The following is a 21,672-nucleotide window of genomic DNA, read 5'->3' on the forward strand; positions in this document are numbered from 1 at the left end:
CAGGCGACCATCGGCTGCTCAGCCTCGGACGAGCAACCCGTTATCGCTCCCGGCCCCACGCCGACGAGTGCGGTCAGGCCGGGTCGAGCTGGAGCGCTGCGAGCTCGGTGCGTGAGCTGATCCCGAGCTTGGTGTAGACGTTGCGCAGGTGGAAGTCGACGGTCCGCGGGCTGATGAACAGCCGGCCGGCGACGTCCTTGTTCGACAGGCCCTGGCGCACGAGGCCGGCGACCTGGGACTCCTGGGCGGTGAGTTCGGTGGCGACGAGGTCGGCGCCGCGGCGGGCGGTCTCCCCGGAGGCTCGCAGTTCCTGCCGGGCGCGGTCGGCCCACAAGGTGGCGCCGAGGGTCTCGAACGTCTCCAGGGCGTCGCGCAGCGGGGCGCGGGCGTCGGTGCGGCGCCGGTTGCGGCGTAGGAACTCGCCCAGAGCGAGCTGGGTGCGGGCCCGGGCGGGAAGCCGTGACGAGCGGGCGTGCCACTCCAGTGCCTTGCGGAAGTTCTCCTCGGCGTCCACGCCGCCGAGGACAGCCTGACTGTGGAAGGTCGCGGCCCATGCCCAGGCCATGTTGGTGCCTTCGGCGAACGAGCGGAGCTCGTCGAGCCACTCCTTCGCCAGGTCGCGGCGGTCCGCCCGAATGGCGGTCTCGATCCGGTCAAGGGCCGCCAGCCCGCGCGCGGCGGGCAGCTCGATCTGCTCGAGATGATGCAGCGCGGTCGCGGGGGTGATGTCGGCCTGTCGGGCCCTCGCCCAGTTCGCCAGTCCGGCGACGAGGCCGGTGATCGTGCCGCGCGGTGGATGCCGCTCCAAGGCGTCCTCGAGCTCCTGGAGCTGGTCCGGTGCCTGCTGGTCACCGCGCAAGGCGGCGATGACGGCGAGTTCGGCCAGCGGGAACGTCACCAGCTCGTCGAGGCCGAGGTTGCGGTCGATCAGCACCGCCTCCTGGGCGTGCGATGCAGCCTCCCCCCAAGCCCCCGTGGCGATCCGGTAGACCGCACCGCGAGTCAGAGCGTGCTCGATCATGTTGACCGCGCTCGCCTCCCGGGCGTGCTGGAGCTGCAGGTCGTGCAACGCTATGGCGCGGGTGTCGTCGCCGAGGTGGAGGCTTGCGACCGCCAGGTTGTGGTGCAACATAGGCGGCGCGGCCGGCCCGATGGGTGTAGCCCACGCGCGGCGCAGTTCATCCGCGGCCACCGGCCAGTCGTTGCGGAGGACGGCGGAGAATCCGTCGAGCAGCCACTGGGCCACCAGCTCCTCCGGTGGCGCGTCGGGTGCCGGGGCCGGGACGATCGTGGTCGGGTCGGGTGCGTCGGCGGATCGAGCGCCGAAGGAGGCGAGCGCGGCGGCGAGCATCGCGAGGACCCGTGCACGAGCGGGGTGATGGGGTGCTGCCGTCGTCGCGGCCTGGCACGCGAGCCGGTAGCCGTCGTCGAGCGAGCCACTGTTCCACTCGACTTGCCCCTGCAGCGCGAGGAGGTCGGCGCGCAACAGTGGGTCGGCGGCGTCCAGCAGCGCGGCGCGTGCCAGGCGGTCGGTCTCGATCGGGTGACCCGCGGCCATGTTCGAGCCGGCCGCGGCGAACAGCCGTCGGGCGCGGGCGTGTGGGTCGAGGGTCAGCTCGGCGGCCCGCGTCCACGCCGCGGCCGCGGCCTCGTGACCGCCGCGGCGCCGGGCCCGTTCGGCGGCCTCGTCGAGCGCGGCGACGACCTCCTCGTCGGGGCCGTCGACGGACGCCGCCAGGTGCCAGGCGCGTCGATCTTCCTGGGGCGTGCCGACGAGCGCGTCGGCGAGCGCCCGGTGGGTCTGGCGACGCTTGGAACTGGTGGCGGCTCCGTAGATCGCGGACCGGACCAACGGATGCCGAAGGGTCAGCACGCCGTCGTGCTCGGCCAGCAGCCCGGACCGCTCCGCCTCATCCATCGCGTCGGGGCCGGACCCGAGGCTCTCAGCAGCGCGGGCAATGGTCGACGCGCGGCCGGAGTCGTCGGCTGCGGCGACCAGCAACAGCGTCTGTGCCGACGACGACAGGCGGCGGTACCGGTCCAGGAAGGTGCGCTCGACGCCTTCGGTCAGTGGCAGCCGGTCCGGCAGGCGGGTGTGGCCGGAGAGTTGCTCGGCGCTCAGGGCACGGGTCAGCTCCAGCAGCCCGAGCGGGTTGCCCGCGGTGACCTCGAGCAACTCGGCGCGCACCTGCGGGGCGAGGCTGGTGCCGAGCTGGTCGGAGATCAACGCCTCGGCCGCGCCCGCGTCCACGCCGGTGACGGTCAGCACCGGCAGATCGCGGGAGTCGAACGCGCCGGTCTCGTCGTCGCGGACGGCGAACAGCATGGCGACGGCCTCGCCCTCGAGCCGGCGGGCGGCGAACAGCAGCGCCGCGGCGGATGCGTCGTCGAGCCAGTGCGCATCGTCGACGACGGCCACCACAGGTTGGGTGTCGGCGACACCCGAAAGCAGGTTCAGCGTGGCCAGGTAGACCAGGCGGCGGTCCCCGACATCGTCGGAGGACTCCCCGAATGCCGCGCGCAGTGCGCCCGCCTGCGGCGCCGGGATGTCGTCCAGGCGAGCAAGGACCGGCCGCAGGAGTCGATGCAGGGCCGCGAACGGCAGGGGCGCCTCGGACTCGACACCGCGGGTGCGCAGGACGGTCAGGTCATCGGCGGCTACGACGGCGTCCTCGAGCAGCGCGGACTTGCCGACCCCGGGCTGGCCCCGGAGCAGCAGCGCCGAACCGTGCCCGGCCCGGGCACGATCAAACAGCTCCTGCAGCGTTGCCTGTTCTCGTTCTCTCCCCCACAACACCCTCGCCACATTAGCCACCGGCACCGACCAACGGGTGGAGAGTCCACGATCGTTCCCCCTTTCGGGGGGCGAGCGCCGTCACGTCCGCACCCGGCAATCAAGCCGGTCCAGGACAGCGACCACGTCGGTCCGGTCCACGGGTGCCTCGGCCGTCACCAGCAGGGTGCCCTCCGCGACGTCGAGGATGCAGCGAGTGATCCCGGGTAACTGCCCGACCTGAGCGTGGACGGCGTCCGTGATGTGACCACAGACGGGGCCTTCAAGGAGGAAGACCACCGAGCCGACAAACGTACGTGGGGTGTTCCGCATCATCGCAATCTCCTCAAGGATGGCCCGTCGGCTCGCACGGTGCGAGCAGGATGGGTCCTAACGGTCACGTCGGTGCTCATGACGTCTGAGCACGGCATGGGCGCCTCGGGGGGCCCGTAGCCGAGGGCCGCCCAGGACGGTTCGGCCGCGGTTGCGTTGGTGCCCAGGGTCAGCCGCCGCAGGTGCAGGCGAGTGTTCACTGCGGGGTTGTTTGCCCGTTCGAGCACGAGGGCTCGGACGGTAGCCGCGTCGTCGACAGCGGCGCGTCGGATCGTCACCTCAGGCGCGCCGGTCAACGTGCCGGGGTCGATCGAATGTTGGGGCTGCTGGGTCAACGTCTCTCCTGGAGTCAGGCTCGGGCTCGAGGCTTGTCTTCGGGCGCTGGTGCCTGGGCGGGTCATGCTTTGGGCCTGCTGCGCCGTGGCAGCGGTGGTGTCAACCTTCGCGGCAGCGCCCTTGGTTGGCACCGGGAAAACCGCCGGGATCACACGGGGGATCACTCGGGATCGGTGCTGGGAGCGCAGGGATCCCACGCACCGCCGCGCCAGCGCGTCGATCTCCGGGGTGAACAGGTGCAGTACCTCGTAGGTGACGGTGTCGGGGCTGGACGGTGTACGGGTGCCTTCCGTAAGCCGCTCAGGGCTGTGCTTCCGGCAGGTGTGCACCGGGCTCTGCTCCCGCGTTGTACCTCCGTCTGACGCGGAGGCTGATCCCCAGGAGTTCCCACGACCTCGGGTCGATGGCCCACATGGCCGAATGGAGCTCGTCCTCGCCGAGAAGTCGGTGAGGGGGGTGCCTGTTCGGCGGCAGTCTGTGGGTCGAGATCGAGCGGGATCTGGTGCGTGGTCTTGACCGCCCGGCACAGCAGCGTGCCGTGGGCCGGCCCGGGCCGGTGGCGCCCCCGAGCCAGGTGGGCACGGCCGGCCGGCCGGGGTCACGGACGATGCCGCCGAATCCGTCGCCACCCCACAGGAACAGGCCGATCGCTGCCTCGTGGGCCCACAGGTGGAGCGGCGCGTAGGCGTTGACGGGGGCGCGCGTGGATACGTCGCGCACGAGGTAGGCCTTGAGCCCTAGGCCTGGGTAGTTGTCAAGGGCGTGGCCCTTGGTCGCGACTCGGTTCCCGATCGCGGCCATGTCCTAGTCACGGCGCATCTCGTACGGCATGGCGAGCCTGCCGGTCCCGCCTGGGTGTCGTTCCTGCTGCCCGGGTTTGAGGCTGGGGTGTCGTCCTTTCTCGGCAGCATCCGCACGAGGCAAGCATGGGAGAGATCTGGGCTTGGTGGCGGCCGCTCAAGCTCGGCCGCCGCGCCGCCGTCTCGCCGGTGGCGCGGCGGTGAGGTCACGCTGTGAGGGCTGCCAGCAACTGGTCGGTGGAGACGACCTCGGCGAACTCGCGGTGCAGGTTGGTTGCCGTGGCCCGAGCCAACTGGTCGCCGGTCAAGGTGGTGCCGTCGGGGCCCTCGCGGTCGAAGGTGTGGGTGGCGTCGAGAACGAACTTGACCTGGTAGCCGAGGTTACCGCCGACCCGGGCGGTGGTCTCGCAGCAGTGGTTCGTGGTGATGCCGCAGACCACGATGCCGTCAATGCCGGCCGCTGTCAGCCAGGCGTGCAGATCCGGGCTGCCGTGAAAGGAGGAGTTGACCTGCTTGGTGACCAGCAGGTGCGGGTCGGCTTGCAGGTAGGGCTTGAGCTGGTTTCCGGGGTTGTCGGGGTGCAGCGGGGAGTCCGGGTTGTCGGAATCGTGGCGGACGTAGACCAGCGGCCAGGCACGCTCGTGCCAGGCGTCGACGAGGCGTTCGATGTTGGTGTCGCAGGCGGGGTTGTTGCGCCTGCCCCACCAGGGGTCGTTGAAGCCGACCTGGGTGTCGACGACGACGAGGGCGTACCCGCTGAAGTTGGTGGCGGTCACGAGGAGCTCCCAGGCAGGAAGTGGTCGAGAGCCTCGACAACGAGGGTCGGGGTCTCCAGGGTGGGCATGTGCGGGGCGCCGGGCAGTTCGACGTAGGTCGCGTCGGGCAGGTTCTCAGCGATGGGAAGCATCACCTCCGGGGTAGTGGAGGCGTCCCGTTCCCCGGCGAGTACCAGCGTCGGCTTGCGGAACCGGGTGAGCCGGTCGCAGGTGTCGAGCTTGAGGAACGCCCGCCAGGCGGCGGCGACCTGGGTCGGGTCGCCGCGAAGGACGCACTCGCGGGCGTACCGGACGCCGGCTGCGTTCTCGGCTAGCGCCGCCGGGGAGAACCACCGCGTCAACGAGGGGCCCACCTGCGCGGCGGTACCCTCGCGCTCGACCGCGGTAGCTCGCGCCTCGAAGGAGTCGAAGGGCCGGTCGGTGGTGGCGGCCAGGGTCAGCGACTCGACGGCGTCGGGATGGTTGACGGCGAACGCCTGGGCGATCGCGCCGCCGTAGGACAGTCCGACGACATGCGCGTTGCTCAGTCCGACCTGCCGCATCAGCTCGTGCAGGTCGCCGGCGAGGGTGTCCATGTTGGCCGGCGGCGGGGCGTCGGTCGCAGCGCCATGGCCGCGGATGTCGTAGGCCAAGACCCGGCGGCCACGGGCGAGGTCGTGGATCACCGGTTCCCACATCCGCCAGGTCAGCCCGAGGGCGTGCACCAGCACCACCGCGGGGGCGTCGCCGTCCTTCTCACCGATCTCGGCGACCTCAGTGGCGTGGTCACTCAACTGCAGTCGTCGAACTGGAATCGGGTTCCGCGTGGCGTGATTCGCCAGGACCGCGTCGGCCTCCGTGAGCGCGTTGAGGGCACGGGGAAAGCCAGCGTAGACGGAAACGTGTTCGCACACAGCCCTCAGCTCCTCGGGAGTGACGCCTTGGCGTAGCGCCGCGTACATGTGGACGCGCAGCTGGGGCTCGACGCCGCCCATCGCGGCCAGCGCCGCGACGGTGGCCAGTTCCCGATCGCGCCGAGACAGGCGCGGATCGGCCAGCGGACCGGCGAAGGCTCCCTCAACGAGCCAGGAGTACATCTGGGGCGAGCGCTCCAGCACTCCGGCGAGCGCGTCGTCTGCGTGGTGGCCGATGAGGGCCGTGAACTCTCGGTGTCCGCGGGCAGCGAGTATCGACATGGGGGGTCCTCTCAGGTGGTGTCGTCGACGGCGTCGCGATCCCCGACCTCAGACGATGAGGTCGCGGACCGCGGAGACAGCGTCGATGGCGAACTGGGGGGCGGTGCGGGGGCCACCGGTGGCGAACGGCGGGTGAGGGTCGTACTCAAGGCCGAGCTGCATGATCTGGGCCATCTCGTCGCCGAGGCCTCGGGCGGCGAGGGTCAACGCCATGTCGATGCCAGCAGAGACGCCGGCGGCGGTGACGTACTTGCCGTCGAAGACCACCCGGTCCTCGGTCGGGATGGCACCTAGTGCGGCCAGGTCGTCGTGGGCGAGCCAGTGGGTGGTGGCGCGTCGGCCGGTGAGCAGCCCGGCGGCGGCCAGGATGAGGGAACCGGTGCAGGCCGACGTGGTCCACGTGGTGTGTCGGTCGGCCGTCCGCAGCCACTCGACCAGCGCGCTGCCGTCGCGGTGGTCGCGCTGGCCGTAGCCGCCGGGGACCATGATGATGTCGGGCTCGGGGACCTCGTCGTAAGTGGTGTCGACGTTGAGGGCGAGCATCTCGGTGTCGGTACGCACCAGGCCCGGACGCTCGCCGACCATGCGGAGCTCTGCGTCGGGCCAGCGGCTCAGCACCTCGTAAGGGCCGACGGCATCAAGGGCGGTGCAGTGCTCGAAGAGCACCATCGCGATCTGCATGGGCTGTTGTCCTTTCCAGGAATTCACGTGGGGATGGGTCCTGCGGTTGGTCGTGGCACCGGATTGATTGGACGGTCCAACGACCGAGCTGGAAGTTTCTGGGCTGGTGCGTCGCGCAGTCGAGCGGCCACGACGCCGGGAGCCACTTGCCTGTGTCGGCCGTCCTGCCGACCGAGACAGCGTTTCGACAGGCGCCGGGGGCTCCTGCGCCGACGTTCACGGTCTCCGTGCCGGATGCGCGCGGGTCGTCGAGGCGGGCCTCGACCTGGGCGGCGACCGGACGCTCGCTGGCCGGAGTGGCAGCCGGTGAGTCGGTCATGGTGCCGCGTCCCGGCTCTTCGCGTCCGGGACCGGCTGTAGCTGGTCGCGGAGCCTGTCAACGTCCCCGAGCACGAAGACCGAGGAGATTCGCCCGGCGTCGACGCGGAACCAGGCGATGCCTTCATAGCTGATCCGCCGGCCGGTGGCCGGTCGGCCGAGCACAGGGCCGCAGTGCGTGCCGGTGTAGGTGAGTCGAGCGACCGCCTGGTCGACATCGACGACAAGGTCGGTCACCTCGTTGTGGAAGTCGGGGAAGGCCACACGCACGTCCGCGACGTACTCCAAGAACTCTGCGACTCCGCGGGTGTGCCGACCCAAGGAGCCCCGGAACGTCAAGCCGGGGTGCAGCAGCTGGAGCGCCGCCTCGGCGTCCCACGCATTCCAGACTCGGCCGTAGAAGTCGCCGATCAGTCGCTGGGGGATTGGGGTTTCGGAGTGCGGCACGGCTCGCCGTCGTCCTTTCGGTCGAGATCGTTGTCGTCGTGGACGTGCCCGCGGTGTCGCTGCGGCGCCCACCAATCATCGAATGAGCCTCCGCACCCTGGCACCGGCGAATTCGCCGGGTTCCCCCGCAGTTGGTGCCGCAACGGGTCCGGAAAGGCGGGCTTGAACGCGCGGTGCGGCGTAGCGCGGACTACGTCACCGCGGCGCCGCGGTGACATCGGCACGGCCCGTCATTGCCCGGCGGCAGGCCAACGCACCCGCAACAGTGACCAACCCGGCGAACGCCATGATCGCCGCCGCCGGAACGAAGCTGCCGTCGGCCACCCCCACCCACCAGGTCGCGACGATAGGAACGACTCCCCCGCCTAGCACGGCGGAGATCTGGAAGCACAGCGAGATCCCGCTGTACCGCAGATGGACCGGGAACAGGTCGGCGAGCAGTGCCGGCAGCACGGCGTACTGGCACCCGCCCACGGCAAGGGCGACCGTGACCGCTACCACGAGGCCGAGCCCGCCCGCGACCTCGGACAGGATGAATGCTGGGAAGGCCCAGGCCGCCGACAACAATCCTCCTGCTACCGCGAACCAGGGGCGACCATGTCCGTCGGCTGCCATTCCCACCACGGCGAGCACCGCCACCAGCCCCGCGGCCCCAATGATCAGGCTGACCAGCGCAGCCTCGTCGGAGACGGCGAGCACCGTCGTGGCGTACGCCGGCAGGAAGCTGGTCATGATGTATCCCGAGTGGCACACGAAGGTGACCGCCGTCCCGACCACCACGAAGCGCCCATGCCGGCGCAGCACCTCGGCAACGGGTCGCCGAGCGGTGTCGCCGGCCCGGCGCACGGCCAAGAACTCCTCGGCGTCGCTGACACGCACGCGCAGCCACAGCCCCACCACCACCAGCAGAGACGAGGCGAGGAACGGAATCCGCCACCCCCAGCTGCGAAACTCGTCGGCTGGCATCGACACCGCCATCAAGATTGCAAGCGAAGACCCAATCAGGCCCAACGGCGTGCCGTACTGGGGGAACGAGCCGAACAGACCGCGCCGGCGGGTAGGGGCGTGCTCCATCGCGAGCAATACCGCCCCGCCCCACTCCCCACCGACGGCGAAGCCCTGGGCACAACGCAGCAGCACCAACAGGACCGGCGCCCAGACGCCGATCTGAGCGTAGGTGGGTACCAACCCAACCGCAGTGGTGGCGGCCCCCATCAACAGCAGCGAGAACACCAGCGCTTGCCGGCGGCCCACCCTGTCTCCGAAGTGCGACAAGACGACGGCGCCCAACGGCCGGACCAAGAAGCCCACACCGAAGGTGGAGAACGCCAGCAAGGCACTGTTCAGCGGATCGTCAGCGGGAAAGTACAGCGGTCCGAGCACCAAGACGATGCTGGTGCCGTAGACGAAGAAGTCGTACCACTCGATCGCGGTGCCGATCGTCGCTGCGACGGCCACACCGCGCGGTCCGAGCGCGGCCCGGCCCGCGCGCGGGGCCGCCTGGGCTTTGAGGAATGATCCCGCAGCAGCCATTACTAGATGGTGCCTTCGCCTGATTCGCCGCAACATCACTCGTTCAGGTGAATGGCGCCTCGGCTGTTGACCTCGGCTGCGGCACCGGTGGGGCGACCAACCCGCCGCTCGTCGGTCGCGGCCTTGGTGTCACGCGATGCCCACATAGGGACGAAGCTCCGCCAAGTGGGAGTGACGCGTTCGTCCGCCCGGTGGTGCGCTTGCCATTCGAAGGGGTGCCGCGAACTCGCGGTCGTCGAGCAACCCTCCACCGGCGCACGCACCGGTCTGCGAGTCTCGATGCACCGGAACGGCTGAACGCATCTCGGCGACGAACATCGGCAGCACGTCGGCGGACGCGGTGCGCCACTCGGTGTTCCGTTGGACACGCAGGTCTGCCCTCCGGAAGGTCGCGGTCATGGCGGCTCCATCGCGAGGCTGCGGTCAAGCACCGGCACGCGTTCGGCGATCGTCGGTCGTGGTGCGAAAGGCGCTACGACGGGCGTCGGCTAGGTGGTGTGCCGGGCGGCGTACTGGGCGGCGGTGGCGCGACGAGCCTCGGCCAGGGCGGGCACGTCGAGGAGCTGCGGGAGGAGCCGCCGATCGGTGGTCAGGGCGGTGAACACGGCCGAGACACTCATCGAGTGGGCCGGGCGGGAGACGACCTCGATGGGATCGCCACGCCGGACGGTGCCGCCCTCGAGGACGCGGAGGAAGGCGCCGGGTCGAGCCCGAGCGGTGAACCGCTTCAGCCAGTCGGGCGCGTCCGGGTGTTTGTGTCCGATCCAGTGTTGGAACACCGCGCAGGGGGTCCGAACGTCGGCGACCTCCAGCAGCACCTGGCCGACGCGCCACAGCTCGCCGAGCAGCGCCTGGTCGACGTTGAAGTTGACGGTGGTGAGGTTTTCGCCGAATGAGCCCGGGTCGAGGGGGCGGTCGAGCAGGCGGCTCCAGTGGTGCTGCTCCTCCCGGGCGAAGGCGTAAACGGCGCGGTCGGGTCCGCCGTGGAATCGGCGCTCCGCGCACTCGTCACCCGCCAAGCCCGTGGGCGAGGCCAGCGCGGAGCCGACGGGACCCTTGTCGATGGCGCTCCGGTCCCGGGTTCGAGCCCAAGTCACCGGCACTGCGGAGCCTACGTTCAGGGACAGGATGCGCGGTTCCCCACCAGGAAGGGACGGGGCCCCGTCCGCGTTGTTCGCCGCAGTTTCGGACGCGGGCGCGTTGTTGAAGGCCCGTGGCTGGTCGCCGGGCGGCTGCGCGGCCCGCGAGCGGACGTGGTGGGCGTAGATGGTCAAGGTGCGCTCCTGGCGTCTGGTGATGGTCGGTTGGTGGCTGGTCCGCGGAGATTCAGTGCATGGCGTCCTGGGCCGGGTAGTCGTGAACATGGACCACGAACGGGGCGGTGATCACGGTGCCGTCACCGAGCCTGAACTGCGCCCACCGCCGGTAGGCGCCCGGCCGGTCGAAACGCACGTGCAGGTCGAGATCAGGTCCGAAGCTCGTGCCGGTCGGCGCGAACACGGGGCCGGTGCTGGTCGTCGAACGTCTCGGCGTGGCGATGCGCGAACGTCGACCCCTCGGCTCGCATCGCGGCCACGTGCCCGGCGGCGCCGAGATGGGGCTGCAGGTCGTCGACCGCTCCCCCGTCGGGCTTGCTTTGGAAGCGGAGCGCGAAGTCGCTGGTGTCACCGAGGTTGGCCTCGCCCTCGAGGGTGACTCGGACGCCGTCGCCGTCCAGCTCTGCACGTCGGCCGCGGGGATCGGCACCGCGTGGGCATGGTCCCGGCGACGAGGATCTCGTGACTGTCCAGGACGTCGGCCATCGGCCGAGGCCACGACCACTCCGTCGACGCGGTTCAGCGCCCTGGTGACCCGGCCGACGCAGGACGCGCAGGTCATGCCGCCGATGGTCAGGGGGTCTCGACGCCTCCGCTGAGCGCATCGCCGGCGGGCGTCGGGGTGGTGGTCGTGGTCATCTCGGTCTCAACCGTGGGTGCGGTCGGTGCTGGGAGGTGGGGGTCAGGAGACCAGCTCGTAGCCGGCCTCGTCGATGGCGGCGGTCATCTGGTCGTCGGCGACGGGGCGGGTGCTGGTGACGGTGACCGAGCCGGTGGCGAGGTCGACGGTCACCGCGGTGACGCCGTCGATGGCGCCAACCTCCTGCTGGACGGCGGTGACGCAGTGGCCGCAGGTCATGCCGGTGACCTGGTAGATGCGGGGCGTGCGGGCGGTGGACATGGGCTGCTCCTTCGGGTGAGGTGGTGGGTGTTGCTGGGGATGGGTAACAGCCTCGGCGCTTGTCGCCGGCCTGGCACCGGGGAAATGGCCGGGATTCACGCCGGGGTGCCGGCCGGAAGCCCGGCGAGGTTCAGGCTGGGCGCTCGTGGCCGTGCCCGTGACCGTGGCCCCGCCTGCCGGGGCGTTGGGGTCGTGGGCGGGCAGCAGGCGGTCGGGAGCAGCAGGGCGGCCAGGCCGATGGCGATCGCAAGGAATGCGTCCTGGGCCGCGTTCACGATGCCGACCTGGGTAGTGAGGTCCCCGGCGATCGCCGTCAGTGTCGCGACGCTGAGGCGGCGCCGATCTCGTGGCCGGTCATCAGCAGGCCCGGCGCCGTGCCGAACTGCTCCTGCGGGAGGTCGCTCATCCCGGCGACCGAGATTGCGACAAACATCGGACCGACACCCAGACCGACGAGCGCGAAACCGGGCAGCACGTCGGTCAGGTAGCTCGGGTCGGCGTCGACCGAGACCAGCACGAGCGCCCCGAAAGCCGAGATGACCAGGCCGGCTGCGATGAGCTTCTTCGCGCCGGCGCGCGGCAGCACCTTGCGCTCGTTGACCACGAACGCGCCGAGCGGGACGGCCGCCGCCAAGGCAGCGCCGATGGACTGGGCGGAGGTCCAGCCGTGGCTACGACGTCATCGCCGCCGGGGTCAGCATGGCCGCACGGGCACCCTCGGCGCCGCGGGCCTGGATCAGCGTCAGTGCCGAACCGGAGACCAGGCGACTACCAGTGGGCTGTCAGCGCGTACGTGCTGCTCAGCAGCGGCTTCCTGCTGCTGGGGGCCGGATGGCCGACCCCTTCGACCGCCGCCGGATGTTAATGACCGGCCTCGCGCTGTTGACCCTTGGCTCCCTGCCTTCCCGCCCCGGTCAAGACCTACCCACAGCCGCCCAAATGGCCGATTACCTGGACGCCTACGCCACCCGGTTCGAGCAGCCAATCCTGCTTGACACCCGCGTGACTCGCCTCGAGCGTCTTGGCGACCGGTTCGCCATCCACACCAGCCAGGGGCTGGTGCTCGCCCGGCAGGTCGTCGTCGCCACCGGCCCGTTCCAGACCTCGGTCTTCCCGGGCATCGGTGCCGACCTGGGCAGCGGCGTGCGGTAGCTGCACAGCGCCGACTACCGCAACCCGACCCAGGTCGACACAGAGCCGGTCGTGGTTGTGGGGGCGGGAGCACCCGGTCGGCAGATCGCGGTCGAGCTCGCCGGCACGCGGGACTTCACGCTGGCCGTCGGCACCGAGTCGTTGGAGCTGCCGCAACGCATCGGGGGCCGCGACTTGTTCTGGTGGCTGACAAAGCTCGGGACGATCACCAAGACCGGGAAATCACGGCTCGCGCGCCGGATGCGGGCCCCGGCGGCCTGGTGATCGGGACGCCGCTGAAGCAGGTGTGAGCCGCCGGTGGGGTCGTGAAGCCGCGGTTGACCGGGACGAGCGACGCGACCATGAGGTTCGCCGACGGCGCGCAGGCACGGGCGGCCACCGTGATCTGGGCGACCGGGTTCCGTCCCGACTGCTCCTGGATCGACCTCCCGGGCGTGGTCTCCGACGCGGGCGTGGTGCACAAGCGCGGGTCACGAAGGTGCCAGCGCTGTACTTCATCGGTCTTCCTTGGCAGCACACGCGCGGCTCCGCGTTGCTCGGCTTCGTCAAGCATGCGCCGCTTGGCTCGCTGGCCGGATCGAGCACCAGCCGTCACCGGCGGCGGTCCGGCCAACATCCCCACCGGGGCTTGCCCGCGGCCGAGCTGGAGGTTGCTCAGGCCTCGAAGCCCTGACCGCTACAGGCACTGGCCCCCACCCGCACAGGCGCTGCTAGTTCGTAGCAATCAGTCGGAGGCCGCGGCAGGTATCCGCGGCGTCGGTCACGCCAGTTTGCGGATCGCCGGCGTTGCCGGGCCGCGCGCTGTCGCAAGTGCCGCGAGACGGTCACCGGCTATGTGGCCAGCGCCTCCGGACGGTCGATGAGCGCGTTCAGCACTGGTCGTGGTCCGAGACACTCACCACGCCCTCCCCTCTGGCAGGCCCCGTCGGTGCGGCTGCGAGAGGTGCAGGACCTCGTACCGGTCGCCGGGTTCTTCGTGCGGGGGTTCGCTGGTCCACAGGGCGAAGCGCACCTGCTGCCAGGTGAACGGGTCGATCCCGACCGCGACGGCGTTGAGGTCGGGCTCGTGGGCGAGGGCGGTCGCCTCGGCAAGCAGCCGGCTCACGACCTCGTCGAGCTCCTCAGCGGGATCGATGGCGGCGACGTCCCGTGTGGCGGCGGTCGGCATCGGGGCGGCTGCGGGTCCGTTGAAGACGCCGACGGTCTGCCACGTCCGCACGGCTGGACGTCCGAAGTCGGCACGGATTCCTTCGAAGGGTGGGCCGAAGAGGAACTGGTTCATCCCGCCCGGCCCGGCCCACGCGTAGAAGGGCGCGTACTGGTTGACCGGCGAACCGTACCGGCCCCGTTCTCGGACGAGGTAGGCCTTGAAGCCCAGGTCTGGGAACTCGTCCGTCTTCGATCCGCGGGTGGCGACCCGGTGGCGGATGATGCCCATGTCGTAGTCGGCGGGCAGGGTGATCTCGTACTGCATGAGCTGCATGACCGCTCCTCGTGGTCGTGATGGTGACGGGCCTTCTCGATGAAGGCGCTGGGCAGGAGTGCCCGAGCGGAGGTGCCTTGTTAGGAAGACGGCGGCTTGCGGTCCCAGGGGGTCACCGCGCAGAAGAGGTTGCCCTCGGGGTCGGCGTAGACCCGCCAGCGGCCGCCCGGATCGGCCCATCGCGGTTCGGCGCCGAGCGCAGCCAGGCGGTCCAGGTCGTCGGGCCCGTCGAGGGCCACGTCGAGGTGGACTCGTCCGCCTGGCGGGCAGAGCTCCTCGGCCGGGCTCACCCACACGTGCAGGGAATCGCGGCGCCCGAGCAGGACCGCCTCGGTCGCGCCGAGCGTCCCCTGCTCGATCGCAGCCGCGTCGGAGGGGTCGACGGGAAGGTCGAGCAGGTCGGACCAGAAGCGCGCGAGCTCGGCGGGCCGTTGGCCGTGGATGGTGATCGCCTCGAGATGTGGCACAGGAACTTCTCTTCTCAATGAGTGGGTGTGCGTGAGGGTAGACGGTCGACGACGGCGCCGGTGTTCCCGTCGGTCAGGTCACGACGAGGACCAGGTCGCCGGCCTCGACCGGGCGAGGGCCGGGCAGGAGGATGCGGGTCACGGTGCCGCCGATCGGCGCGGTGATCGAGGCCTCCATCTTCATCGCCTCGATCGTCGCCACCGTCTCACCGGCGGTCACCAGGTCGCCGACCTCCACGGTGGGAGTCACGGTTCCCGCGAAGGGGGCCGCGACGTGCCCCGCGTTGGTCTGGTCGGCCTTCTCAGCGGTCGGGACCGGAGCGGCAACGGCCCGGTCGCGGACGTGCACCGGGCGCAGCTGCCCGTTGATGGTGCACAGCACCGACCGGATCCCTCGCTCGTCGGGTTCACCGATGGCTTCGAGACCGAGGAGCAGCTTCTTGCCGGCTTCCAGAGCCACCTCCTGCTCCTCGCCGGGCTGCAGTCCGTACAGGTAGGCGCGGGTGGGCAGCACCGAGAGGTCGCCGTAGGTCGCGCGGGCCTCGGAGAACTCGCTGGTGGGGCCGGGGAAGAGCAGTTGGTTGAGGGTGGTCCGGCGCACGGCCGGCTCGGGGTCCTGCAGCTGTTCGGCCTGGTCGGTGGTGAGGTCGACGGTGGTCGGCTTGCTCCGTCGCCCGGCGAGGGCCTTGGTGCGGAACGGCTCGGGCCAGCCTCCGGGTGGGTCGCCGAGCTCGCCGTTGAGGAACCCGATGACGGAGTCGGGGATGTCGTACCGGCCCGGGTCATCGGCGAACTCGGCCGGGTCGGCCCCGGCGGCGACCAGGTGCAGGGCGAGATCGCCGACGACCTTCGAGGAGGGCGTGACCTTGACGATGTTGCCCAGGATGTTGTCGGCCGCGGCGTACATGTCTTCGATCTCCTCGAAGCGCTCCCCCAGGCCCAGGGCGATGGCCTGCTGACGGAGGTTGGACAGCTGGCCGCCGGGGATCTCGTGGGTGTACACGCGTCCGGTCGGTGCCGGGAGCGCTGACTCGAAGGGGGCGTAGAGCCGCCGCACCGCTTCCCAGTACGGCTCGACCGCGCAGACCGCGTCCAGGTCGAGCCCGGTCTGGCGGCTGGTGTGGTCGGTGGCCGCGACCAGTGAGGAGAGCGCGGGCTGGCTGGTGGTGCCGGACATCGCCGCGCACGCGGCGTCCACGGCGTCGACGCCGGCGTCGATGGCCGCGGTCAGGGTGGCCAGTTGTCCGCCTGGAGTGTCGTGGGTGTGGAGGTGGACCGGGACGTCGAACTCCGCTCGCAGCGCGGTCACCAGGGTGCGGGCGGCGGGGGCGCGGAGCAGGCCGGCCATGTCCTTGATGGCCAGCACGTGGGCGCCGGCGCGGACGATCCGTTCGGCCAGCCGGAGGTAGTAGTCGAGCGTGTACTGCGTCTGGGCGGGGTCGGACAGGTCGCCGGTGTAGCACAGCGCGACCTCGGCGACCGCGGTTCCGGTGCCGAGGACCGCCTCGATCGCCGGGCGCATCTGGGAGACGTCGTTGAGGGCGTCGAAGATCCGGAACACGTCGATGCCGGTGGTGGCGGCTTCGGTCACGAAGGCGTCGGTGACCGCGGTCGGGTAGGGGGTGTAGCCGACGGTGTTGCGGCCGCGCAGCAGCATCTGCAGGCACAGGTTCGGCACGGCCTGGCGCAGCGCGGCCAGCCGCTCCCAGGGGTCTTCGGCCAGGAACCGCAGCGCGACGTCGTAGGTGGCTCCGCCCCAGCACTCCAGGCTCCACAGCTGCGGCGTGGTGCGGGCGAGGTGTCCGGCGACCGCCAGCAGGTCCTTGGTACGCACCCGGGTGGCCAGCAGCGATTGGTGGGCGTCACGGAAGGTGGTGTCGGTGACGGCGACACGGTCCTGTGCGCGCAGTTGCCGGGCGAACGTCTCCGGCCCGAGCTGGGTCAGCAGCTGGCGCGAACCTGGCGGCGGATCGATGACGAGGTCGAGCGCCGGCAGCTTCGACGCCGGGTCGGTGCTCGCGGGGGCGGGTCCGTGAGGCTGGTTGACGGTGACGTCGGCCAGGTAGGTGAGCAGCTTGGTGCCGCGGTCTGCTGAGGAGCGTGCGGTCAGCAGCCAGGGATGGGTCTCGATGAAGCTGGTGGTGACGTGCCCGGCCGCGAAGTCGGGGTCGTCGAGGACGGCTTGGAGGAATCCGATGTTGGTGGCGACGCCGCGGATCCGGAACTCGGCGACGGCACGCCGGGCTCGCTCGACGGCGGTCGCGAAGTCGCGGCCACGGCAGGTGAGCTTGGTGAGCATCGAGTCGAAGTGGCCGGTGACCTCGGCTCCGGTGTAGCTGGTGCCGCCATCGAGCCGGATCCCGGCGCCGCCTGGGGATCGGTAGGTGGTGATCAGGCCGGTGTCGGGGCGGAACCCGTTGGCGGGGTCTTCGGTGGTGATCCGGCACTGCAGCGCCGCGCCGCGCAGGTGCACGGTCTCCTGGGACAGCCCGAGGTCGGCCAGGGTGGCGCCGGCTGCGATCGCCATCTGGGCGCGGACGAGGTCGACGTCGGTGACTTCTTCGGTGACCGTGTGCTCGACCTGGATGCGGGGGTTCATCTCGATGAAGACGTAGTTGCCGTGCGGGTCGAGGAGGAACTCGACGGTGCCCGCACACGTGTAGCCGATGCTTCGGGCGAACCGGACAGCGTCCGCGCACATCGAGTCGCGGATCGCGGGGTCGAGGTTGGGGGCCGGGGCGATCTCGACGACCTTCTGGTGGCGGCGCTGGACCGAGCAGTCGCGTTCGAACAGGTGGATCACCTCGCCGGTGGCGTCGGCCAGGATCTGGACCTCGATGTGGCGCGGGTCCACCACGGCCTGCTCGATGAAGACGGTCGGGTCGCCGAACGCGGCGGCGGCCTCGCGCATGCAGGCCTCCAGCGCCTCTCGTAGGTCGGCGGGCTTCTCGACCCGTCGCATCCCTCTCCCCCCGCCGCCGGCCACGGCCTTGACGAACAGCGGATACGGCATGTCCGTTGCCGCTGCCATCAGGGCGTCCGGGTCGGTGCCGGGTGCGACGCTGGCCAGCGTCGGGACACCGGCAGCCTTGGCTGCGGCGATGGCGCGGGCCTTGTTGCCGGTCAGTTTGAGCACCTCGGCGCTGGGTCCGATGAACGTGAGCCCGGCATCGGCGCACGCCTCGGCCAGCGCCGGGTTCTCGGACAGGAACCCGTAGCCGGGGTAGACGGCGTCCGCTCCGGCCTTGACCGCGGTGGCCACGATCTCCGCGGTGTCGAGGTAGGCGTGCACGGGGTGGCCGCGCTCGCCGATCTGGTAGGCCTCGTCGGCCTTGAGCCGGTGCTCGGAGCCTCGGTCCTCCCAGGGGAACACCGCGACCGTGCGAGCGCCCAGCTCGACGGCGGCGCGGAACCCGCGGACGGCGATCTCTCCCCGGTTGGCTACGAGAACCTTGGTGAACATTTGTGGGGACCCTTCGTTGCTGACGGCGTCCAGGTGGACGGCCTTGTCGGATTCATGTCGTTCAGGTTGTTCACGGCGTCGCATTCACGCCCGGACGACAGCAAGCTCGGGACGGAGCCGGCGATCGCGCGCCCCGGTCCGCTCCGGGGCAAGAAGGTGCAGGTCGCGGGCCACCGCCAACGTGGCCGGCCCGACCCCGAGACGCATCGCCTCGCGGAGGTCGGCCAGGGTGTGAACATCACGCGAGAGCGTCGGGAACCTGCTGGGGGGCAGCGGGCGTGCGTCGAGAGCCGCGGAGCACGGCGCGGCGTCGACGCCGAAGCCAGGGGCCAGCGCGGCCCCGGCGCGGGCCGTCAGAACCGTGGTACCACGGCCCTGCGGGCCGGGGAGGAAGCAGGCCGGACTGGTGGTTGCGACGTCGAGAAGCTTGTCCAGGGCGCGCCGGTCGCAGGCTGGGAGGTTGCCGGCGACGACGACCCTGCCGCTGCGGCGGACCCAGCCTTCCAGCTGCTGCTCCACCCCCGCCAGGGCCTCGTTCGGCTCCCGGCTCTGGGCCACCAGGTGCATCACCTGGGGAAGGCCGCGCATCTCCTCCAAGTCCGCGGGATGCTCCCAGACGACCACGACCGCGCGTATCCGCTCGACCCGGACCAGCGCACTGACAGTGTCCTCGAGCATCGCGACCCTCAGCCGGCGCCGCTCCTGCGCCGCGAGCCCGAGTCCCGGCGCGCCGTCCTCCAGGTCCGGCTGGGGCACAAGCGCCAACCAGGGCGCCGAGGACGACGACGCGCTGGTTCGCGACGAGAACCACGAGTGCCGTCGCATCACGCACCGCCCACCAGTGCAGCGGCCAGAGGTCCCCGGGTCGGGACGAACTGCACGATCTCGTAGGAGGCGACCCCGGCACGGAAGAACGGATCGGTGCCGACGACGTCGAGCATCGCCTCGCGCGATCGGGCCCGAGCGAGGATGAGCCCGCCCGAGCGCGGCACCTGCGGCCCGGAGGCCAGGAACCGTCCCTCGGCGTACCGCTGGTCCAGCCAGGTCCGGTGCGCGTCGAGGAGGTCGTCGACCTGCACCAGCGGTGCCGTGTAGGTCAGCAGCACCACGAAGACTCCAGGTGAGGCCTCTCCATCGTCGGTGGGCCGGCCGCGGTGCGGGTGCGGATCCGGTGAGGCGGGCGGGTCCTGGTTCATCGGTCGTGGCTCCACAGCTGCTCGGCCTGGTCGCGGTCGAGTGCGGGTCGGGCCGGCTTGGCGACCAGCGGTGTGCGGCTCAGTCGGGGGGCGGGGGCCGGGCGCAGGTGCCCGTCGACCTCGATCAGCCCCGACCGTGCGCAGATGTGCGGATCGGTGATGGCCTCGTCCAGTGTGTTCACCGGCGTGACGCAGGCGTCGACGTCCTCGAAGGCCTTCACCCAGTCGACCTGGTCGCGTTCGGCGAAGCGGGCGGCGATCGCTGCCTTGTCGCAGACCCACGCGGACCGGTCCCACTGCCGCTCCGCCATCTCGCGGTCGAGCCCGAGTGTCTCGAGGAGGCGTGCGTAGAACTGGGGCTCGATGCTGCCCACGGCGAGGTACCGCCCGTCGCGGGTCTCGTAGACGTCGTAGAACGGCGAGCCGGTGTCGATGTCGTTGGTGCCTGGCTCGTCGCGCCAGCGTCCTGCGGCGCGACGCTTCCAGATCCCGGTCATCAGCAGGCTGGACCCGTCGACCATCGCGGCGTCGACGACCTGCCCCTGTCCGGACTGCTGCCGTTCCATCACGGCCAGGAGCAGGCCGAAGGCGAGCAGGAGACCGCCGCCGCCGTAGTCGCCGACCAGGTTCAACGGAGGGACGGGGCGTTCGCCACGTCGGGCGATCGAGCCGAGGACGCCGTTGGCCGCGAGGTAGTTGATGTCGTGGCCGGCTTCTCTGGCGCGGGGTCCGTCTTGTCCCCAGCCGGTCATCCGTCCGTAGACCAGGCCCGGGTTGCCCGCGAGGAGCGGCTCGGGCCCGAGCCCGAGTCGCTCCATCACTCCTGGCCGGAACCCTTCGATCAGCACGTCGGCGCGTTCGGCCAGCCGGAGCGCCACTTCACGGTCCGCGGGGTCCTTGAGGTCGAGGGTGAGCGTCGCCCGGTCACTGCGCGGGCCGGCCGGGGGGCGGTCGATGCGGATCACCTCGGCGCCGGCCTCCTCCAGCAGCGAAGCGGCGAACGGGGCCGCCCCGAGCCCGGCGAACTCCAGCACCCGCAGACCGTGAAGTGCTGTGGTCACGCCATCGCCGCCTCGTCGCTGGTGGGCTCGGTGCCGCGCTCGTCGACGGTCCCTCCCGCGGGGGTGGTCGCGAACAGGGACCTGGTGAACGTCTCGGGGAGCCGGGCGACGAGGACGAGGGTGACCACCAGGGCGATCCCCATCAGGTAGTAGGCGGCCACCATCGGGTTCCCGGTGTGCTCGACCAGGGCGGTTGCGATCAGGGGGGCGCTGCCGGCGATCGGGCCGACGCCGAGCCCGTAGCCGATGGCGGCGCCGGTGGACCGGTTGTGGGGCGGGAAGAGCTCGACGAGAGTGATCGAGCCCATCACATTCAGCGCGGCTTGGGGGATGGCGAAGATCGCCAGGCCCAGCAGGGCAGCTCCGGTGTCGCCGGAGGTGACGAGCTTGAAGATCGGCACCGCCAGGACCAGGTGTCCGATGCAGCCGGCCAGGTAGACCGGCCGGCGTCCGATGTTGTCGGAGATCCAGCCGGCGACCGGGCAGAGAACTGCGTAGATGAGCAGGGCGGCGGCGCTGACGGTGAGGATGGTCGGCCGCGTCAACGCTCCCGCCAGCGACAGTGCGTTCACGAAGTAGGTGGCGAAGTAGTACAGGCCGACGCCCATGATGCTCGAGCAGAAGAACGCCAGGACCATGTTGGCCTTCTGGGTCCTGAAGGCGCTGGCGAGTGGGGTGCTGTGCTGGGACTCGGTCTTGGCCATCTCCCGGTACACCGGGGTCTCGTTGAGCTTGAGGCGCATGTACAGCCCGACGACGCCCAGCGGTGCGGCGAGCAGGAAAGGAACGCGCCAACCCCAGCTCTGCATCGCCGCGCTGCCGAACAGATCCTCCAGGCCGAGCACCAGGAGGTTGCCGCAGATGATGGCCACTGCGGCCGACACCGACACCAGGCTGACCCAGGTCGCGCGTCGGTTGGTCGGCGCGTACTCGGCGAGGAAGGCCGAGGCGCTGGTCCACTCCCCGCCGGCGGAGAGGCCTTGGATGCCGCGCAGGAGGACCAGCAAGATCGGCGCCCAGACCCCGATGGCGGCGTAGGAGGGCAGGATGCCGATGCACGTGGTGGCCAGGCTGATGCCGGTGACCGCGATCGCCAGGGCGGCCCGGCGGCCGTAGCGGTCGCCGATGGCGCCCAGGATGGCGCCGCCGATGGGTCGGAAGAAGAACGCGATCCCGAAGACGCCCAGCGAGGACAGCAGCGAGACAGCGGGGTCGTGGGAGGGGAAGAACGCCGCTCCGAGGGTGACGGCGACAGAGCCGTACACGGCGAAGTCGAACCACTCGGTGAAGTTTCCGATCACGGTGGCGGCCAGGATGCTGCGCGGCATCCGGGCGCGAGCCGCACGTGCGGCGGGGGTGGTCACCATTGCAAGTCACTCCCGTCCATCCAAGTGAGGTGTGAGGTACGCATCGGTCGGTTCGCTTTCTCTCGGGGGCCGACATGATCTGATCTTGTATCAA

General features: G+C 70.8%; 22 protein-coding genes and 1 pseudogene. 2 read left to right on the forward strand and 21 right to left on the reverse strand.

What is annotated here, in order from left to right; genetic code table 11:
- Positions 1-73: 73 nt before the first annotated feature.
- From ACFO9I_RS17730 to ACFO9I_RS17795, 14 genes and pseudogenes are all read right to left on the reverse strand, one after another.
- The gene (locus ACFO9I_RS17730) at positions 74-2,797 is read right to left on the reverse strand and encodes a helix-turn-helix transcriptional regulator (protein ID WP_379183235.1); all 2,724 of its coding nucleotides are present in this window, start codon (positions 2,795-2,797) and stop codon (positions 74-76) included.
- A 78-nt stretch (positions 2,798-2,875) separates the two neighbouring features.
- Complete coding sequence (locus tag ACFO9I_RS17735; protein WP_379183237.1) at positions 2,876-3,109, reverse strand: heavy metal transporter; 234 nt, start codon at positions 3,107-3,109, stop codon at positions 2,876-2,878.
- Between the two features lie 633 nt (positions 3,110-3,742).
- Complete coding sequence (locus tag ACFO9I_RS17740) at positions 3,743-4,243, reverse strand: DUF4865 family protein (protein ID WP_379183239.1); 501 nt, start codon at positions 4,241-4,243, stop codon at positions 3,743-3,745.
- Between the two features lie 205 nt (positions 4,244-4,448).
- Entirely contained in the window at positions 4,449-5,018 is a 570-nt protein-coding gene (locus tag ACFO9I_RS17745) for a cysteine hydrolase family protein (RefSeq protein ID WP_379183241.1), read from the reverse strand.
- A complete protein-coding gene (locus ACFO9I_RS17750; RefSeq protein WP_379183243.1) occupies positions 5,015-6,115 on the reverse strand; it encodes an alpha/beta fold hydrolase in 1,101 nt (366 codons plus the stop codon). Before ACFO9I_RS17750 ends, ACFO9I_RS17745 begins: the two co-directional genes overlap by 4 nt.
- 126 nt (positions 6,116-6,241) lie before the next feature.
- A complete protein-coding gene (locus ACFO9I_RS17755; RefSeq protein WP_379183245.1) occupies positions 6,242-6,874 on the reverse strand; it encodes a DJ-1/PfpI family protein in 633 nt (210 codons plus the stop codon).
- Between the two features lie 315 nt (positions 6,875-7,189).
- Positions 7,190-7,639, reverse strand: coding sequence for an ester cyclase (locus ACFO9I_RS17760; protein WP_379183247.1), 450 nt, complete (start codon positions 7,637-7,639; stop codon positions 7,190-7,192).
- 195 nt (positions 7,640-7,834) lie between these two features.
- Entirely contained in the window at positions 7,835-9,172 is a 1,338-nt protein-coding gene (locus ACFO9I_RS17765) for an MFS transporter (protein WP_379183249.1), read from the reverse strand.
- Between the two features lie 129 nt (positions 9,173-9,301).
- Positions 9,302-9,571 carry a hypothetical protein gene (locus tag ACFO9I_RS17770; protein ID WP_379183251.1) on the reverse strand — a complete coding sequence of 90 codons (270 nt, stop codon included), beginning with the start codon at positions 9,569-9,571 and terminating at the stop codon, positions 9,302-9,304.
- Positions 9,572-9,660: 89 nt separating this feature from the next.
- Positions 9,661-10,446, reverse strand: coding sequence for an MOSC domain-containing protein (locus ACFO9I_RS17775; protein WP_379183253.1), 786 nt, complete (start codon positions 10,444-10,446; stop codon positions 9,661-9,663).
- 52 nt (positions 10,447-10,498) lie between these two features.
- A complete protein-coding gene (locus tag ACFO9I_RS17780; protein ID WP_379183671.1) occupies positions 10,499-10,672 on the reverse strand; it encodes a hypothetical protein in 174 nt (57 codons plus the stop codon).
- Between the two features lie 318 nt (positions 10,673-10,990).
- Positions 10,991-11,050: pseudogene (locus tag ACFO9I_RS17785) on the reverse strand (cation transporter); the annotation flags it as partial.
- A 120-nt stretch (positions 11,051-11,170) separates the two neighbouring features.
- Positions 11,171-11,389, reverse strand: coding sequence for a heavy-metal-associated domain-containing protein (locus ACFO9I_RS17790; RefSeq protein ID WP_379183255.1), 219 nt, complete (start codon positions 11,387-11,389; stop codon positions 11,171-11,173).
- A gap of 313 nt (positions 11,390-11,702) precedes the next feature.
- Positions 11,703-12,023 carry a hypothetical protein gene (locus ACFO9I_RS17795; RefSeq protein WP_379183257.1) on the reverse strand — a complete coding sequence of 107 codons (321 nt, stop codon included), beginning with the start codon at positions 12,021-12,023 and terminating at the stop codon, positions 11,703-11,705.
- Positions 12,024-12,220: 197 nt separating this feature from the next.
- On the opposite strand from ACFO9I_RS17795, the gene ACFO9I_RS17800 reads away from it, so the two are divergent.
- A complete protein-coding gene (locus ACFO9I_RS17800) occupies positions 12,221-12,541 on the forward strand; it encodes an NAD(P)-binding domain-containing protein (RefSeq protein WP_379183259.1) in 321 nt (106 codons plus the stop codon).
- 51 nt (positions 12,542-12,592) lie between these two features.
- Positions 12,593-12,805, forward strand: coding sequence for a hypothetical protein (locus ACFO9I_RS17805; protein WP_379183261.1), 213 nt, complete (start codon positions 12,593-12,595; stop codon positions 12,803-12,805).
- A 631-nt stretch (positions 12,806-13,436) separates the two neighbouring features.
- On the opposite strand, the gene ACFO9I_RS17810 is transcribed toward ACFO9I_RS17805, so the two are convergent.
- The 7 genes from ACFO9I_RS17810 to ACFO9I_RS17840 all read right to left on the reverse strand — a co-directional run bounded on the left by ACFO9I_RS17810 (position 13,437) and on the right by ACFO9I_RS17840 (position 21,575).
- The gene (locus tag ACFO9I_RS17810) at positions 13,437-14,024 is read right to left on the reverse strand and encodes a DUF4865 family protein (RefSeq protein ID WP_379183263.1); all 588 of its coding nucleotides are present in this window, start codon (positions 14,022-14,024) and stop codon (positions 13,437-13,439) included.
- An 80-nt stretch (positions 14,025-14,104) separates the two neighbouring features.
- On the reverse strand, positions 14,105-14,491 hold the full coding sequence (locus ACFO9I_RS17815; RefSeq protein ID WP_379183265.1) for a VOC family protein: 387 nt from the start codon (positions 14,489-14,491) through the stop codon (positions 14,105-14,107).
- 73 nt (positions 14,492-14,564) lie between these two features.
- On the reverse strand, positions 14,565-17,954 hold the full coding sequence (locus tag ACFO9I_RS17820; protein WP_379183267.1) for a pyruvate carboxylase: 3,390 nt from the start codon (positions 17,952-17,954) through the stop codon (positions 14,565-14,567).
- Positions 17,955-18,038: 84 nt separating this feature from the next.
- The gene (locus tag ACFO9I_RS17825) at positions 18,039-18,710 is read right to left on the reverse strand and encodes a hypothetical protein (RefSeq protein WP_379183269.1); all 672 of its coding nucleotides are present in this window, start codon (positions 18,708-18,710) and stop codon (positions 18,039-18,041) included.
- Between the two features lie 68 nt (positions 18,711-18,778).
- Positions 18,779-19,150 (reverse strand): YciI family protein, encoded by a 372-nt coding sequence (locus tag ACFO9I_RS17830; protein WP_379183271.1) that lies wholly within the window; start codon positions 19,148-19,150, stop codon positions 18,779-18,781.
- Positions 19,147-20,211 carry a CaiB/BaiF CoA transferase family protein gene (locus ACFO9I_RS17835; protein ID WP_379183273.1) on the reverse strand — a complete coding sequence of 355 codons (1,065 nt, stop codon included), beginning with the start codon at positions 20,209-20,211 and terminating at the stop codon, positions 19,147-19,149. Before ACFO9I_RS17835 ends, ACFO9I_RS17830 begins: the two co-directional genes overlap by 4 nt.
- Positions 20,208-21,575 (reverse strand): MFS transporter, encoded by a 1,368-nt coding sequence (locus ACFO9I_RS17840; RefSeq protein ID WP_379183275.1) that lies wholly within the window; start codon positions 21,573-21,575, stop codon positions 20,208-20,210. Before ACFO9I_RS17840 ends, ACFO9I_RS17835 begins: the two co-directional genes overlap by 4 nt.
- Positions 21,576-21,672 lie beyond the last annotated feature (97 nt).

Origin of the sequence: Nocardioides sp. GCM10023255 (genome assembly GCF_042653125.1) — a bacterium.
In the GTDB taxonomy this organism is placed as follows: domain Bacteria; phylum Actinomycetota; class Actinomycetes; order Propionibacteriales; family Nocardioidaceae; genus Nocardioides.